16 protein-coding genes are annotated in these 14,310 nt (G+C 64.1%); 9 read left to right on the top strand and 7 right to left on the bottom strand.

The window, feature by feature from the left end; translation table 11 throughout:
* The first annotated feature begins 53 nt into the window (after positions 1–53).
* Positions 54–755, top strand: coding sequence for a GntR family transcriptional regulator (locus ACRQDJ_RS04375; protein WP_284904245.1), 702 nt, complete (start codon positions 54–56; stop codon positions 753–755).
* On the opposite strand, the gene ACRQDJ_RS04370 is transcribed toward ACRQDJ_RS04375, so the two are convergent.
* Together ACRQDJ_RS04370 and ACRQDJ_RS04365 are read right to left on the bottom strand one after the other, a co-directional pair.
* A complete protein-coding gene (locus ACRQDJ_RS04370; RefSeq protein WP_284904243.1) occupies positions 733–1,581 on the bottom strand; it encodes an SMP-30/gluconolactonase/LRE family protein in 849 nt (282 codons plus the stop codon). The genes ACRQDJ_RS04375 and ACRQDJ_RS04370 overlap by 23 nt on opposite strands.
* 112 nt (positions 1,582–1,693) lie before the next feature.
* Positions 1,694–3,496, bottom strand: coding sequence for an L-lactate permease (locus tag ACRQDJ_RS04365; RefSeq protein ID WP_284904242.1), 1,803 nt, complete (start codon positions 3,494–3,496; stop codon positions 1,694–1,696).
* A gap of 43 nt (positions 3,497–3,539) precedes the next feature.
* On the opposite strand from ACRQDJ_RS04365, the gene ACRQDJ_RS04360 reads away from it, so the two are divergent.
* Positions 3,540–4,628: an alpha/beta hydrolase fold domain-containing protein gene (locus ACRQDJ_RS04360; RefSeq protein WP_284904240.1), complete on the top strand. Its 1,089-nt coding sequence runs from the start codon at positions 3,540–3,542 to the stop codon at positions 4,626–4,628.
* Here the strand turns inward: ACRQDJ_RS04360 and ACRQDJ_RS04355 are convergent.
* Positions 4,578–5,474, bottom strand: a complete 897-nt coding sequence (locus ACRQDJ_RS04355) for an HhH-GPD family protein (protein ID WP_284904239.1) — start codon at positions 5,472–5,474, stop codon at positions 4,578–4,580. The two genes, ACRQDJ_RS04360 and ACRQDJ_RS04355, sit on opposite strands and share 51 nt — an antisense overlap.
* A gap of 646 nt (positions 5,475–6,120) precedes the next feature.
* Between ACRQDJ_RS04355 and ACRQDJ_RS04350 the strand changes: the two genes are divergently transcribed.
* Positions 6,121–6,858, top strand: coding sequence for a hypothetical protein (locus ACRQDJ_RS04350; protein WP_284904238.1), 738 nt, complete (start codon positions 6,121–6,123; stop codon positions 6,856–6,858).
* A 67-nt stretch (positions 6,859–6,925) separates the two neighbouring features.
* Here ACRQDJ_RS04350 and radA read toward each other — a convergent pair whose 3' ends face one another.
* Positions 6,926–8,302 (bottom strand): DNA repair protein RadA, encoded by a 1,377-nt coding sequence (gene radA / locus ACRQDJ_RS04345; protein WP_284904236.1) that lies wholly within the window; start codon positions 8,300–8,302, stop codon positions 6,926–6,928.
* Positions 8,303–8,403: 101 nt separating this feature from the next.
* Positions 8,404–9,096, bottom strand: a complete 693-nt coding sequence (locus tag ACRQDJ_RS04340; RefSeq protein ID WP_016441787.1) for a potassium channel family protein — start codon at positions 9,094–9,096, stop codon at positions 8,404–8,406.
* Positions 9,097–9,242: 146 nt separating this feature from the next.
* Here ACRQDJ_RS04340 and ACRQDJ_RS04335 point away from each other — a divergent pair, with 146 nt between their 5' ends.
* Positions 9,243–9,530 (top strand): helix-turn-helix domain-containing protein, encoded by a 288-nt coding sequence (locus ACRQDJ_RS04335; protein WP_284904234.1) that lies wholly within the window; start codon positions 9,243–9,245, stop codon positions 9,528–9,530.
* An 85-nt stretch (positions 9,531–9,615) separates the two neighbouring features.
* Positions 9,616–9,846: a hypothetical protein gene (locus ACRQDJ_RS04330; protein ID WP_284904233.1), complete on the top strand. Its 231-nt coding sequence runs from the start codon at positions 9,616–9,618 to the stop codon at positions 9,844–9,846.
* A 33-nt stretch (positions 9,847–9,879) separates the two neighbouring features.
* On the opposite strand, the gene ACRQDJ_RS04325 is transcribed toward ACRQDJ_RS04330, so the two are convergent.
* A complete protein-coding gene (locus ACRQDJ_RS04325) occupies positions 9,880–11,280 on the bottom strand; it encodes a TrkH family potassium uptake protein (RefSeq protein WP_435717820.1) in 1,401 nt (466 codons plus the stop codon).
* Positions 11,281–11,487: 207 nt separating this feature from the next.
* Here ACRQDJ_RS04325 and ACRQDJ_RS04320 point away from each other — a divergent pair, with 207 nt between their 5' ends.
* From ACRQDJ_RS04320 to ACRQDJ_RS04305, 4 genes are all read left to right on the top strand, one after another.
* Positions 11,488–11,694: a helix-turn-helix domain-containing protein gene (locus ACRQDJ_RS04320; protein WP_284904310.1), complete on the top strand. Its 207-nt coding sequence runs from the start codon at positions 11,488–11,490 to the stop codon at positions 11,692–11,694.
* Between the two features lie 175 nt (positions 11,695–11,869).
* Positions 11,870–11,974, top strand: a complete 105-nt coding sequence (locus tag ACRQDJ_RS04315; RefSeq protein WP_425541650.1) for a 30S ribosomal protein bS22 — start codon at positions 11,870–11,872, stop codon at positions 11,972–11,974.
* Between the two features lie 454 nt (positions 11,975–12,428).
* Entirely contained in the window at positions 12,429–12,935 is a 507-nt protein-coding gene (locus tag ACRQDJ_RS04310) for a MarR family winged helix-turn-helix transcriptional regulator (RefSeq protein ID WP_087069920.1), read from the top strand.
* Positions 12,936–13,051: 116 nt separating this feature from the next.
* Positions 13,052–13,723, top strand: coding sequence for a histidine phosphatase family protein (locus ACRQDJ_RS04305; RefSeq protein WP_284904229.1), 672 nt, complete (start codon positions 13,052–13,054; stop codon positions 13,721–13,723).
* 68 nt (positions 13,724–13,791) lie between these two features.
* Here ACRQDJ_RS04305 and ACRQDJ_RS04300 read toward each other — a convergent pair whose 3' ends face one another.
* Entirely contained in the window at positions 13,792–14,277 is a 486-nt protein-coding gene (locus tag ACRQDJ_RS04300) for a PLD nuclease N-terminal domain-containing protein (RefSeq protein WP_284904227.1), read from the bottom strand.
* Between the last annotated feature and the right edge of the window lie 33 nt (positions 14,278–14,310).

Here is a 14,310-nt window from a genome sequence, read left to right as displayed (position 1 = left end):
GGCGGGAGCGGGTACTCACCCAGCTCGTTATCCCGCGGAGGAAAGGAGTGCTCATGGCTCGCCGGCTTGCCGATGATCTGGCTGACCACCTGCGTGAACGCATCCTTTCCGGAAATATTGCGCCGGGGGAGCGCCTGGCCGAAGCCGCGATCGCGGAGGAATACTCGGTGGCGCGTTCCACCGCCCGCATCGCGGTGGAATCCTTGATTGCGGACGGTTTGGTCGAGCGCGAAGCACGTAAACACCCGCGGGTGGTCACCGTGGACGGCTCGGAAATCCCGGAGATCGTGGCGCTGCTGGAGATTAGTGAATCCCTGGCGCTGGCGCGGATTATGGCCGGCCATCCGGATCTGCGCCCGCTGCGCGCGGCCCGTGGGGAGCAACCCAGCCGGGTGCTCCACACCCTCGTGGAGGTCTCCGGCTCGAAGCGCCTGGAAGCACTCCACCGCCCGCTCACCTTCCACACCATGCTGTACGCGGCCAGCCGGGCGGAGGCCAGCAGCGCTGATGCCAGCCGCATCGGGGCAGCCCGCGCCGGTGCCGGCCGCACAAACTCTAGCCGCGCCGATGCCAGCCACATAGATAGCGCGCTGGAGCAAGCGCAGGAACAACTCATTGACGCTGTTTTGCTGGGGCAGGAGAGCGCCTGGGAGGCACTGCGTGCCTTACAGCGGGCACGCCAGGCCCGGCTCGGGGTGGACGCGGGCGCGGTGCTCTCGCATGCCGGCGGCGTCACCCCGCAAAAGGCAAGGTAGGCTGGCCGGCCACCGGCCCGTCCATCCACCACAGCGCCCCGGCGCCCCGCGAATCGTCATTTTCGCGCGAGACGGTCACGAAAACATCCTTACCGTCCGCCCCGCCCAGGGTCACCGCGGTGGTCCCGGTTACCGGGAGCTGGTATTCCTGCACGATCTGCCCGCTCGGATCGAGGACCCGGATGATGCCGGCCCGGTTGAGGGCCACCCACACATTCCCTTCGCTGTCGACGGTCAGCCCGTCCGGGCTCGCACCTTCCACGCGGTGGAAGTCGCTGCGGTGCTGAAGTGCGCCTGCGTCGTCGACCTCAAAAACAGAAATCGCGCGCGTGGAGGTGTCGATGTAGTAGGCACGGGTGCGGTCGGGCGAAAAACCGATGCCGTTCGAAGTGGTGACATCGTTCAAAATCACGCTGACCTCGAGGGTGGGGGAGATGCGGTAGAGGCGCGCGGTGCCGCGGGTGGTGGCGTCGCGGGTGTAGGGCATGGAACCTGCGTAGAGGTAGCCCCACGGGTCCGCGGTGCCTTCGTTCATGCGGTAGGCGGGGCTGTTCCACAGGGTTGCGGCCGGGCGCGGGGCGGCCGTGGCGGTATCGGCCAAGGCCAGCCCGCGTTCGGTGGCGACGACGTAACCTCCGCCAGTGCGCGGGCGCACAAATGCCGCGATTTTCGAGCCGGTGGCCAGGCGATCCACTCCGCCGTCGCTCCGCAGGGTGAGCAGGTCGCCGGCCAGCATATCCACGAAACGCAGCCCGCCCCAGCTTTCCGACCACACCGGGCCTTCGGCGTGGAAAGCAACAGCGTCGGTAATTTGTTCAAAAGCCATGCTCTCCAGGGTAGGCCAGTGCGCCCGGGCTGGCTAGCTGTACGGCGGGCGCGCCGGCGGGCTAGTTGCAGAGCAGGCGCCCCGGTTGGCGAGCCGCAGCGCCCGCGTCCGTTTACGCGGTGATGAAGCTCAGCACCCCGCTCGCGGCCAGCACGACGACGAGGGTCAGCAGGGCGAGCAACCCGAGCGAATAGGCAGCTCCGCGGCGCAGCAGTTCCGGTTCGCTGCCCGGGGCGCGTACCGCGGTGGCCGCAATCGCGAGGTTTTGCGGGCTGACGATTTTCCCGAGCCCGCCCCCGAGCTGGTTGGCAGCCAGGAGGAGATGCGGGTCGATGCCGGCCCCGGCGGCCGCGGTGGCTTGCAGGTTCCCGAAGAGCGCTGCCGAGGAAGTGGCCGATCCGGTGACCGCGGTGCCGATCCACCCGAGGAAGGCGGAAAGCGCCGCGAAAGCAGTGCCGGCCAAGGCCATGAAGGCCCCGATGGCCTGGGTTTGACCGGAGAAATTCATGACGTAGGCGAGGGCCATAATGGTGGCAATCGTTCCCACGGTCACGGCCAGGTTTGCCACGGTGGCCCCCAGGGTGGCCAGGCCGGTGCGGAAGGAATAGGGGTAGCGCCCGCCGGAGGAACACCGCGCGTACACCGCGGTGACCACCACTCCGGTGAGGAAGAGCATCGTCCCCGGGGAGGAGAGCCAGTTGAAAGTGAAGGTGGTGGTGGACAGGGCGTTACCGGCCTGGTCCACCAGGTGCCCGTGCAGGCCGGGCCAGCCGAAGCTGATATCGGTTTGGGCCAGGAATTCGATGCGGCGCGGGGCGGCGGCTCCGGCCGCTCCTCCCGCGCCGCCCGGGCCGGCGGTGCCCGGAACGGTAACCCGCCACAATTTGGTGACCGCGAGGACCACCACAACCAGCAGGTAGGGGAGCAGGCCCAGGAATACCCGGCTGGCGGAGATTTTCTCACCCGCGGGGGCGCTGGCGAATTCGGCCGGGGTGTGGGCCGGGCGCCAGCGGGTGAGCAGCACGGCGGTGAGCGCGAAGGAAAGAAGGGAGGCGATCACAGCGATGAGTTCGTGAGAAATGAAATTCGAGGCGATCACATGCCCGGCCACCATACCGATTCCGGCGGTGAGGGCCACCGGCCAGGTGTCTTTCACCCCGCGTTTGCCGTCCACGATAAAAACGAGGAGGAGGGGCACGCCCACGGCCACCACCGGGATAATCCGCCCGGCTACCGCGGCCACGTCCATGGGATCGGCCACCCCGCCCATGCGGGCCACGGTGGTGAGGGGGATACCCATGGCACCTAGGGCCACGTTGATGCCGTTGCCCACCATGGTGGCCAGCGCGGCCTTGACCGGGGGCAGGCCGATGGCCAGCAGCATGGCGCAGCTAATGGCCACCGGCGCGCCAAATCCGGCCAGCCCTTCGATGAGGCCGCAGAAAATAAAGCCGATGAGGATGGTCTGCACGCACATATCCCCGCGGCCCAGCGCCGCGAAAACCGCCTGGACGTCCTTACTACGCCCCGAACTTTCGGTGAGGTTGTAGAGCCACACCGCCATAATCACGATGTAGCAGATGGGGAAAAGCCCGAATGCCGCGCCTTGCAGGGCGGAGAGTCCGGCCAGGTCCGCCGGCATCCCGAAGCCGGTGACGGCGATGGCCAGGGCCAGGCCGAGGGAAATAAGGGAACACCAGTGCGTGGCAATGGAGAACACTCCGAGGAGCACGAAGAACACCAGGAGCGGAAGCGCCGCCAGGAGTGCGGAAAGCCACAGCTGGCCGCCGACCGCATCGGGCGCGGGCGTGAAGGTGGTGCCGGTGAGGAGAGAGGTATTCGCGAGGAGGGTTTTATTCGTGAGGACTGTGGAAAGCTGGCTCGGCACGGCGAGCAGCGCGGGGCTACAAGGCATTCCTTCATCGTACCGGGGCGGTTCGGGCCTTTATGATGACTTTATGTCTAGCTCGGACGTGAGATTATCGGCCTCGACGCGGGCGGCCCTGGCGCAGGACGCCCGGCCCGCCCTCCCGCATCACGGGCACGGGGAGCCCGCCGCCATGCAGGCGCGTTACGAAGCCGAGCACCGCTGGTGGAATGAGGGCGGGCCGCAGGTTGCGTGGCGTGCGGATACGCTTCCGACCCGGCACGGCCCGGTTCCGGTGCGTGTCTATTCGTCCGGGCAGGTTGCGCGGCTCGCGGGGTGCGGTTCGCTTTCGGCCACCGAATTAGGTACGACGGCGCAGTTCCCTGCAGGTGCCGCCCGGCCCATTATCGTGTATCTGCACGGCGGGAGTTACTGCGTGGGCAGCTCGGCTACTCATGACCGCCTCATACGCGAGCTTGCCGCCGCCACCGGCGCCGCGGTGGTGAGTGTGGATTACACTTTGGCGCCCGGGGCGCGCTACCCGCGCATATCCGAGGAATGCGAGGACACGGTCATCGAGCTGGCCCGCCGCTTTCCCAACTGTCCTATCGTGCTGGCGGGGGATTCTTGCGGGGCAACCCTGAGCTTAGGGACTTGGTGGCGGCTCGCACGGGGGCCGGTTGCCGAGCGGATAGCCGCGCTTGTTTTGTACTACGGCGAATACGGCCTGCCCGCTCCTCCCGCTGCCAACGCAGCCACTGCCGCTTGCGAATCGCTGGGCAAGCCCGCATGCAATACGGATGCTATGAGCGATATTGATACCGCCGATGGAATGAGCCCCGCGGATCGCGCCTACTACGACTCCCTCTATTTTTCTTCGCCCACCGAGCGGGCCACGGCCCCGGATACCGCGCTACTGCGCACCGAGCTGCGCGGCTGCCCGCCCGTTTTACTCGCGGTGGGGGAGTGCGATCCGCTGCTGGCCGATAGCCAGGCGCTGGCCACGTACCTCGAGGCGAGCGAGGTGCGCGTACGCCTCGAGGTTATCCCCGGGGTGATGCACGCTTTTCTCCAGCGAGTGCGGCTCCTGCCCGAAGCCGCCCGCGTCATCGCGGATACCGCGGTATTTCTAGCTGGCGTTCTGGGATACTCCGGTGTCCACGCTCTCAGCGATAGGTAGGTGGTAGCGGCCGTCGCTTTCCTGAGCAAGCCCGTCCTCTAGGAGTGAGGCGAGTGCGGGAGCGAATCGCTCTTCACTCAGGTGACTACCGTGCAGTAAGTCCGGACGGGCGCATCCGCCGCGGCGCTTGCGCAAGACCGCCATGATTTTTCCCCGAGCTTCGCGCTGGGTCCCGGTGAATTTCTGGGTGGTGCGCGGGGCGGCATTCTTTGGTTTCCCGGCAGATAACCAGCGGCACTCAGCGCGCAGCGGGCACCCCGAACAGGCAGGTTCACGCGCCGTACAGACCAGGGCGCCCAGCTCCATGAGGGCCGCGTTCCAGCGTGCCGCGCCCGGGCCATCCGCGGGAACAAGCGCAGCGGCCCGCTCGCGTTCCCGAACTGTTTGATGGGCGGGCGGCAAAGCGGCGCCGTCGTATACCCGAGCGAGGACCCGGCGAATATTCGTATCGAGGACGACCGAGCGTTCCTGGAAGGCGAAGGCGAGGAGCGCGTCGGCCGTATAGGGGCCGATGCCGGGTAGAGCGAGGAGTTCCTCGCGGGTGCGCGGGACGCGGCCGCCGTGCCGTTCCACCAGGGCAATAGCGCATTCACGCAGGCGCAGGGCTCGGCGCGGGTAACCGAGCCTGTCCCACATAATGAGCACGTCCGCGGGTGTGGCTGCGGCGAGGTCGGCCGGGGTGGGCCAGCGTTCCAGCCAGGCCCGCCAGGCGGGCGCGACCCGGGCGACGGGGGTTTGTTGGCTCATCACTTCGCATACCAGGATTGCCCACGGGGAGGTGCCGGGCGCGCGCCACGGTAGTGGCCGCGCTGCGCCGTCGTACCACCTTAAAAGATTCTTGAGCATTATCTGTAGTGTGCCGGAAACGCGGGCATTATGCACGTTTTGGTACCGTGGATCCGTGAAAGAAACGGGCGGAGAGCGCCGCGCGCATAAGCGGCCCACGGGTGGTGCGCCGCGGCGTGGCCGCGAGCGGCGCGAGGAGCAGGCTGGGCGAACCGCGCGAGTGAGGCGCGGGGAAAGCCAGCGTGAACGCCCGGTCCGCGGGAAAGAGCGCGGTTCGGAACGGGGCTCGGAGCGCGGGGCGCAGGCTGCGCGGCCGCGGCGCTCGGCACAATCGGCGCCTTCGGAACGCGGGCAGCGTAGCGGCCAGGCGCGTAGCGGTCAGCAACGTGCAGATAAGCAAGGTTCGGCCCAGCAGCGCGCAAATCGGCAACGCTCAGGCCGGGAACAAGTCAATCGGGAGCGCGGCGCGCGGGAACGGACTACTCGGGAGCGCACTACTCGTGAACGCTCCGGCCAGCGCTCTCCCCGCGAACGTGCAGGCCAACGTACCACTCGAGAGCGTTCACCTCGCGAACGTACTGGCCAGGAGCGTCGCCGTCAGCGCACCAGCCGGGAACGCCAGGCTTCTACTCGGCGGCGCCGCCCGGTACCGGCGGGCCCGCGCGGCCAGAGCCGGATCCCAGAAAAGACTTCGATTTTTGCGCGTTTGGAACCGAAGCATTGGCTGTGGATTTTTGCCGCGCTCGCGATTGTGATTGGCGCGGTGGTGACGTTTAAGTTTGCGGCCTCGCGTTCTCAGGAGCACGCGGAAGCCCAGGCTGCGGTTCCGACCGCTTTCTACGAGCCGGTGGCCTGCACTCCGGATATGCTGCGGATGCGGGTGACGAATAACGAACGTGGTGCGGGCGCGCCGGTATCTTTCTCCGTGGAATTGACGAATAAATCGACCACGAATCCGTGTTATGTGGATGCCGGGTGGGGCAATCTCAATGTGTCGATTACGTCCGGCGGGCACCAGGTGGCGAATACCGCGGCGTGCCAGGCCGGGGATGAACATCGCCGTCTGCTGCTGGATCGCGGGATGGACGCCGTGACCACGGTGACATGGCCGGGCGGGAACGAGGGCGTCGGGTGCGGCAGTTCGGGTTCGCTGTCCACACCGGGCACGTACAAGGCGGAAGCTATTTTTGCCGACGGCGCAGCTTCTCCCGCTACCGCCGTCTTTGAGCTGATTACCGGGGGCGGCAAGCAGCCCGCCCGCCCGGATGATGAGGCGAGTAGCGAACCGAGCACGGATGCTAGCCCGGCTCCCAGCGCGGATCCGAGCCCCGCGGCGAATAACGCGGAAGGTGAAAACCAAGAAGCAGCACCCGCCCCGGAAGCCGGCATTGGAGAAGGCGCCGAAGCACCCGCGCCGGAAGGGGATTCCGAGCCGGCGAACTAGCCGGGGCCCGCCGCGCAGGTACCACTTTCTTTCTGTGCCTACGCCATCTATGCCCGGCCTTAGCGGCTTACCCGGTGGGAAGCACCGCCTCCAGGGCCTGGCGGATATCCGCGCAGCGTTGCACCCGAATCCCCGCGGGGAGCTTCGAGCTATCGGTACGTTCGGGAACAATGGCAAGGGTGAAACCGAGCCGGGCAGCTTCGTTCAGGCGCTGGGGGAGGCCGGTAACCGGGCGGAGTTCCCCGGTAAGGGCCACTTCCCCGATGGCGATCACCCCGGGAGCAAGCGGCAGATCCATGTAGGCCGATGCCAGCGCCAAAGCAATCGCGGCGTCCGCGGCCGGTTCGCTGGCCTGCGCCCCACCCACCGTGGACACAAAAATATCTTTCTGATCCAAGCTCAAGCCCAGGCGCGATTGCAGCACCGCGACCATCATGGCCACCCGCGCGGAAAGCACCCCGGAATTGGTGCGCTGCGGCCGCCCGGAAGAAGGAACCACCAGGCCCTGGACTTCCACCGGCATGGGCCGCCGCCCTTCCAGAGTCATCGATACACAGGTGCCGGGCACCGTGTGATCCCGGGCGGAAAGGAACAACCCCGAGGGATCAGGTAGCCCCACAATCCCGCTTTCGGTGAGCTCAAAACACCCGACTTCATCGGTAGCCCCGTACCGATTCTTCACCGCGCGCACCAAACGCAGCCGCGAGTGTTTATCCCCTTCGAACTGGCAGACCACATCAACCAGGTGTTCCAGGACGCGCGGCCCGGCAATGGAACCATCTTTCGTAACGTGCCCGACCAACACCACCGGCAGGCCGTGCGTTTTGGCCACGCTCACGAGCGCCGCGGTCACGGCCCGCACCTGCGCCGGGCCGCCCGCAGTTCCCGCTACCTCAGCATCGGCCAAGGTCTGCACCGAGTCCACAATAAGAAGGGAAGGCCGGGCGTTTTCAATATGCCCGAGGGCCCGCCCGATATCGCTTTCCGAGGCAAGAAGCAGATGCTCATCCATCGCCCCGATGCGCTCCCCGCGCAAGCGCACCTGGGAGGCCGATTCCTCCCCGGAAATATAGAGGACCGGCGCCCGCCCCGAGCGCGCCGCAGCCCGCGCGGCCTTCGCCGCCACATCTAAGAGCAGGGTAGATTTGCCCACCCCCGGTTCCCCGGCAAGCAAAATTACCGCGCCGGGAACCAAACCGCCGCCCAGCACCCGGTCCAATTCAGATACCCCGGTGGGGATTTTCCGCGCGGCGGTAGCCGGCACCGAGGTGATGGGTTGCGCCGGTGAAGTTGGTGCTAAAGCGGCCGGAGCCGCGGAGGGTGCGGCCGGACTGTGTTGATCAAGCGTGCCCCACGAGCCGCACCGCGCGCAGCGGCCCATCCATTTGCCGGTGGACCACCCGCACTCGCTGCATTCGTACACGGTTGCCGGTTGTTTTGCCATGCCACCATCCTAGAGGGGGCCTACGACATAAAAATCGCGAGCTAAAAGTCGCTACCGAATCCCTACCGAATCTCTACCGAATCGCTACCGAGCCGAGCCCGTTACCGAGCCGAACCCACCGCCGGGATCCACCCCTGCCGGTTGGCGAACTCCTCCAATAGCTCGGTATCGCCGGACACAATAATCGTGTCATCTGCCCCGATGAGGGTGTCCTCGGTGGCGTATTCAAAGGGCTGATTCGGTGCCTTCACCCCGATAATCCGCACCCCGAAACGCTCACGGATACGCGATTTCGCGATGGTGAAACCGCGAATTTCCCGCGGCGGGCGCATCTTCACGATGGAGAAGCCGTCCTCCATCTCGATATAGTCGAGCATCCTTCCCGAGACCATATGCGCCACGCGCGTACCGGCGTCGTACTCCGGATAAATGACGTGGTGGGCGCCGATGCGTCGCAAAATACGGCCGTGCGCACGCGAAACCGCCTTCGCCCAAATCTGCGGAATCCCCAGATCAACCAGGTTCGCGGTCACCAGCACGGAAGCCTCCAGCGAAGTCCCTACGCCCACCACGGCCACGGTGAAATCCCCCGCGCCCACCTGGTCGAGCACCTCCATACTGGTGGCATCCCCTTCCACCACCCGCAAGCGATGGCTCCACCGCTGCGCGGTATCGGGATTCTTTTCGACGACGAGCACGTCACGCCCCAAATCATCGAGCGTGGTGGCGATGGCGGTCGAAAAACGCCCCAGCCCCACCACGAGGATGGCTTGTTCGTCGCGCGTATCCGGCATAGCCGCCCTTTCTCCGGTCACAATATCTCTGGCTCGTAGTCTAACGCTCCGTGCCAAAATTCATGTCGTAAGCCCGTGCGACCATGAAGGTACGCAGAAATCCTGCGTAAACGCACTCAACTGATATCGAAGAAAGGTAGGGCACCATGGATAGGCTTTCCGTGATACGTGAAAGATCTCGTCAGCAGGCCCGTCGAAGGCGGCAGATGCTGCGGGAGCTCACCGCTATACGCGTGAGTAAAGGTCTGACTCAAGAAACTGTGGCGCGGCGAATGTGCCTGGATGAGGAGGCGGTTGCGGAACTGGAGGCGGGCATAACTAATCCAACAATCCACGCGCTTCAGCTTTACGCTGTGGTGATCGGTGCTGGCCTTTTCTATACGGTGAAAGATCTCGATGTTGAGGAGGAGCGTTCGAAGCATGAGCACTCCTGATAGGAGGAGCACTCGTAACGGGCGGGGCGGACGGCTTAGGATAAAGGCATTCGCCGGTTAGCGGCCCGGGTAGGCAGGGGATGTTATGAAGGATTGGCGCGTGCTCGCGGTAGGCGTTCTTAAGGCGCTGGTGGTGGCTGCGATTGGCGGCGGGGTCGCTTTTCTTACGGTGACTCTCCTCAACCGTATTTTCCCGCCGGCAACCCCGAACGCTCTCGCCCCGGCCATAGTGGTTGCGGTGCTTTTGTTCCTCTCTTCTTTACGCAGCATTCTTCGGAACGACGGCGGCTCAGCCGGCACCAAGCGTCGAAGCTAGCGTAGGTAACCCCGGGATAAGCCATCTGCCCGCTTAGCCGATAATTGGCCGTTCTTCGGGCAGCCGGATGGTGCGGCGTCGTGAACGCAGCGCCAATGCAGCAGCGAGCGTCATCGTGCCCGTGCGCCCAAAGAACATGAGGAGTACCAGCACGAACTTCGCGCTGGCTGGTAGCGCCCCGGTGATCCCCGTGCTCAAACCGCAGGTAGCGAAAGCGGAAATCACCTCGACCAGAATCTCCGAGAAGGTGAAATTCGTGAGCTGAAGCAGCGCCACCGAACCGGTCACCACCATGATCCCGCCGGCGAACGTTGCCGCAATAGCCAAGCGCAACACCTCGGCCGGGATGCGCTTACCGAAAGCCTCGGTATCGCGATCACCGCGCGCCTCGGCGCGAATAGCCAGCAAGAGCACCGCGAAAGTCGTCACCTTAATGCCGCCCGCCGCGGAAGCTGAACCGCCACCAATGAACATGAGCGAATCAAGGAGGATCCACGATGTTTCACCCATCGCACCCACATCAATAGTGGTCAAACCCGTGGAACGCGCATCCACCGACAGCGTGAGCGCGGCGTTGATTTTATCGGCCACCGCCAAATTACCCAGGGTATTTGGGTTATTCCATTCCAACACCGCCAGGAAAACCGCGCCGAGCACCGCCAAGCTGATATAGGTGACCAGCGTGATCTTCGTGGTGACCGACCATTTACGCGGGCGTGAACGGTTACGCCACATATCCAAAACCACCGGGAAACCAATAGCCCCGGCAACAGTACCCAAAATAATCGGGATAGTCAGCGCCCACTGCCCCACATACGGGCTCACACCCTCCGGCATGATCACAAAGCCACCGTTATTAAAGATGGAAACCGCCATGAAATAGGAATGCGAGAGAGCATGAAGCAGGGCCTCGCCATTGCGCAAAAAGAAGGGCAGGAGGGCCAAGAACAAAATAGCCTGCGCCGTCGACGCCACAATAATCACCGCGCGGAGCAGCGTACCTACCTCGCCCAGGCTCGACTGATTCTCCTCCGCGGTAAGCATGCGCTGCGTGAGACCCACATGGCGGGAAACCGCCCGGCCCAGAATCGAGGCCAGCGTCATCACGCCTAGGCCACCCACAATGAGCCCGAAAGAAATAAAAAGCTGGCCCCATACCGACCAGTATGTCGCGGTATCAACCGTCACCAGGCCAGTCACGCACACGGATGACGTCGCGGTAAAAAGCGCATCAATGAACGGAGCACTCTTCCCCGTGGTGGTTGCCAACGGCAAAGAAAGCGCGGCAGTGAGGAACAAAATGATGAGCGCGAAAATAAGAAGCGCCAGGCGCGCGGGGCGATCCCGCGCCACCCGATCCACGCGTCCACCTACGGCCGCCAGCCGATCACGCCAGCTCGGGCGCGCGGATGCCACCTCAGGGTGTGCTGCCATGGGCGTCCTCCGGGTCCTCGAGCTAGCGGCTGCGGCCAGGAAAAACGCCGCGTACCTGTTCCGTAGTATATTCCCCTGCCACGTACCTCACGGAAAAGCGGCACATAACATGCAGAAAATGCTGTGAATGCTGAGAATATGGGATATCCTTGCTGTAGCTGTTGCCGATGTGGCAAAAAATTACTCCAGGATGATGGGATGAACCAGATGCAAATGCCTTCGTCTCCGCAGTTTTACACCGTCGCGGAAGTGGCTGAATTGACGCGTGTCTCGAAGATGACCGTCTACCGCATGGTTCACGCCGGCGATCTGCCGGCCGTGCGGGTGGGAAGCTCCTACCGGGTACCCGCCAGCGCTGTTGAAGCACTCCTGACTGGAAATAGCCTCCCGCAACAGCGCGCGGTTGGGGAATAGTGCGGCGCACGGCCGGTGCGTCGTCGCCCGAAAAGGGGCGCTAGAAACGGTGGCAGGCCCGGAGCGGTTGTGAATTTAACCGTGTTCTGATTCACGCGCTACGCATAGGCGGGCGCGGGCCGGTAAGATACTGTGATGTTCCATCGGGGCGATTCCCCGCGATCTAGTTTTGGAGGTGCCTGTGGGTTCCGTTATTAAGAAGCGCCGCAAGCGTATGTCGAAGAAAAAGCATCGTAAGCTGCTGCGTAAAACTCGCCACCAGCGTCGGAACAAGAAGTAGTTCCCCGCGTGCGGAAGGGCCCGGATGTCCGGGCCTTTTTGTTTTATCGTTTGTTTTAACGCCGTGGTATCGACACTTAGGAACAAGTGAAAGTGCTCACATATTCATGGGATGCTTATCGAGCAAACCTTGACAATTCGGGCAAAAATACTTATCAATATTACTACCTAGGTAAGGGGGTCCTTCCTAAAAAGAGAATGTAACTCTGAGTTACGTTCGTACAAAGGTATACTTCACGTGATGCTGTGGTCGACGGCGCTTCGCCAGGCACGGGCGTGCTGCGCGCGGTACCGCGCTACGAGCACCACTTAAGGCCTTTCGCTCCTGGGTTCCCGCGTGGGAAAATGGGGGAGAAGTGGCGTCATCGTTCATCCGGCGCAAGCTGGATGTGTTGCGTCCGGCGCGGGCGCAACGACGTAATGAAGACTCGCACACCCCGTGCGAGTTGCCGTTAATGTCACGACGTGACATCGTGCCTGACGAAGGGATGAATCTCATGGCCGCGGAAGTTCGCTGGCTTTCTGAAGAGGAACAATTTGCCTGGCGCGCGTATCTGCGCGCGACAGCCGTGACCTCAGAGGCGCTCAACCACGCACTCATGGTCAATCACAATCTGTCATTGAACGAATATGACGTTCTGGCCCGCCTTTCCGAGGCGGAAAATCGCTGCATGCGGATGTCGACTCTCGCCGATGTGATGGTACATTCTCGCTCGCGGCTCACCCACACCGTCCGCCGCCTGGAGGCGCGCGGTCTGGTGGCTCGCTCCGCCAACGCGCATGACCGGCGCGGGGTGGATTGCACGCTCACGGATGCAGGTTTCAAGCTGCTGCAAAAGGCGGCCATTACCCACGTGATCTCGGTTCGCGCTCACCTCGTGGACAAACTCGGTCATGATGACTTCCTCAAGATGGGCGAGCTGTGCACTCGCCTGGTGGGCAACGCCGCCGATATTTGGTAGGCGTTCGGGCACGTAGGTATTCGGGCACGCCGGTCGGATGGTGCTTTTCAAGCGAATTTCCCAAGCGAGGGGGCTTGGGGTCCGGCCGGCAGCTCCCGGTGCCGTAGACTGGCATCATGATTGACGTAACAGTTGTTCACCTGGTCCGCCACGGAGAGGTGGATAACCCCAGCGGCGAACTCTACGGCCGCCAACCCGGTTTTCACCTCACCGATCTGGGCCGGGAGATGGCCGGCAGTGTTCGGGATTTCTTCCGCGGTCGTGATGTGCGGGCGGTGATCTCTTCACCCCTGGAGCGGGCTATTGAAACTGCCACCCCCACCGCTGAGCTTTTCGATCTTGAGATTGGCACCGATGCCAACCTCATCGAAGCGGGTAATAATTTCGAGGGAATCAATGTTAACCGGAATCGCTGGATTCTGGCCTCCCCGAAATTCTGGCCGTGGTATATCAACCCCTTCCGGCCCTCCTGGGGGGAGCCCTATACGGATATTGCCGCGCGCATGACGAATGCGGTACGCCATGGGCTGGCAGCGGCCCGCGGTGGCGAGGCGGTGCTGGTTTCCCACCAGCTTCCCATTTGGACGCTGCGTTCCTTCGTGGAAGGCCGTTCCCTCGCTCACGATCCGCGCCGGCGCCAGTGCGCGCTGTGCTCGGTGACCTCGTTGACGTTCCAGGGCACCAGCCTGGTGGCGGTGGACTACGCCGAACCCGCGGCTGAGCTGCTGGCCCGGGCGCGTGATATTACCCCGGGAGTCTCCGCGGCGGACGAAAACCGCGGGGACTAAGCCAGACGCGCAGATAGAGACAGCCCCGCCGGACTGGCAGGGCTGAGCGACTCTCAGAAACTAGCGGGTTAATCCTGCGCGGGCGGCTGGGATGCCGGCCGGCCCCCAGGCTCCTCCGGATTATCCGGCTGCGCGCCGCCAGCTTCCGGGCTGCCCGCGTCTTTCGATTCACCGGCGCTGGGGGAGCCCGATGCGGCGTCGGGTGCGGCGTCGTTCTCCTTCTGTTGCCGTTCCCATTCGCGGAAACGGTTTTCCGCATCCAAGCGGGACAGGAAGTCCGGATCGTCGTCGGGCGCAACGGGGCGACGGCGCCGCTGCGACGAAGAGCGACCCCGCCCAAAAGAGCCGAGCGAAATATTTTGCTGCGGGAACTTGACCGGGAAAGAAAAAGCGATCCACAGCAGCGACCCGAGAACCGGCACCAGAACCGTGAGGGCGAGCCACGCCGGCTTACGCAGCCGGCCCGGCATGCGGGTGGTGTCCGTGCGGATGACGTCAATGATGCCGTAAATCCAGATGCTGACGGCAAGAAGTGCCATAATTACTCGGGCCATACCACCATCTTAGTCGTTAGCGCGCGGAGGCTG

It is taken from the genome of Actinotignum urematis (assembly GCF_051264595.1).
GTDB classification, from domain to species: domain Bacteria; phylum Actinomycetota; class Actinomycetes; order Actinomycetales; family Actinomycetaceae; genus Actinotignum; species Actinotignum timonense_A.
This window is presented reverse-complemented; position numbering and strand designations above follow the sequence as displayed.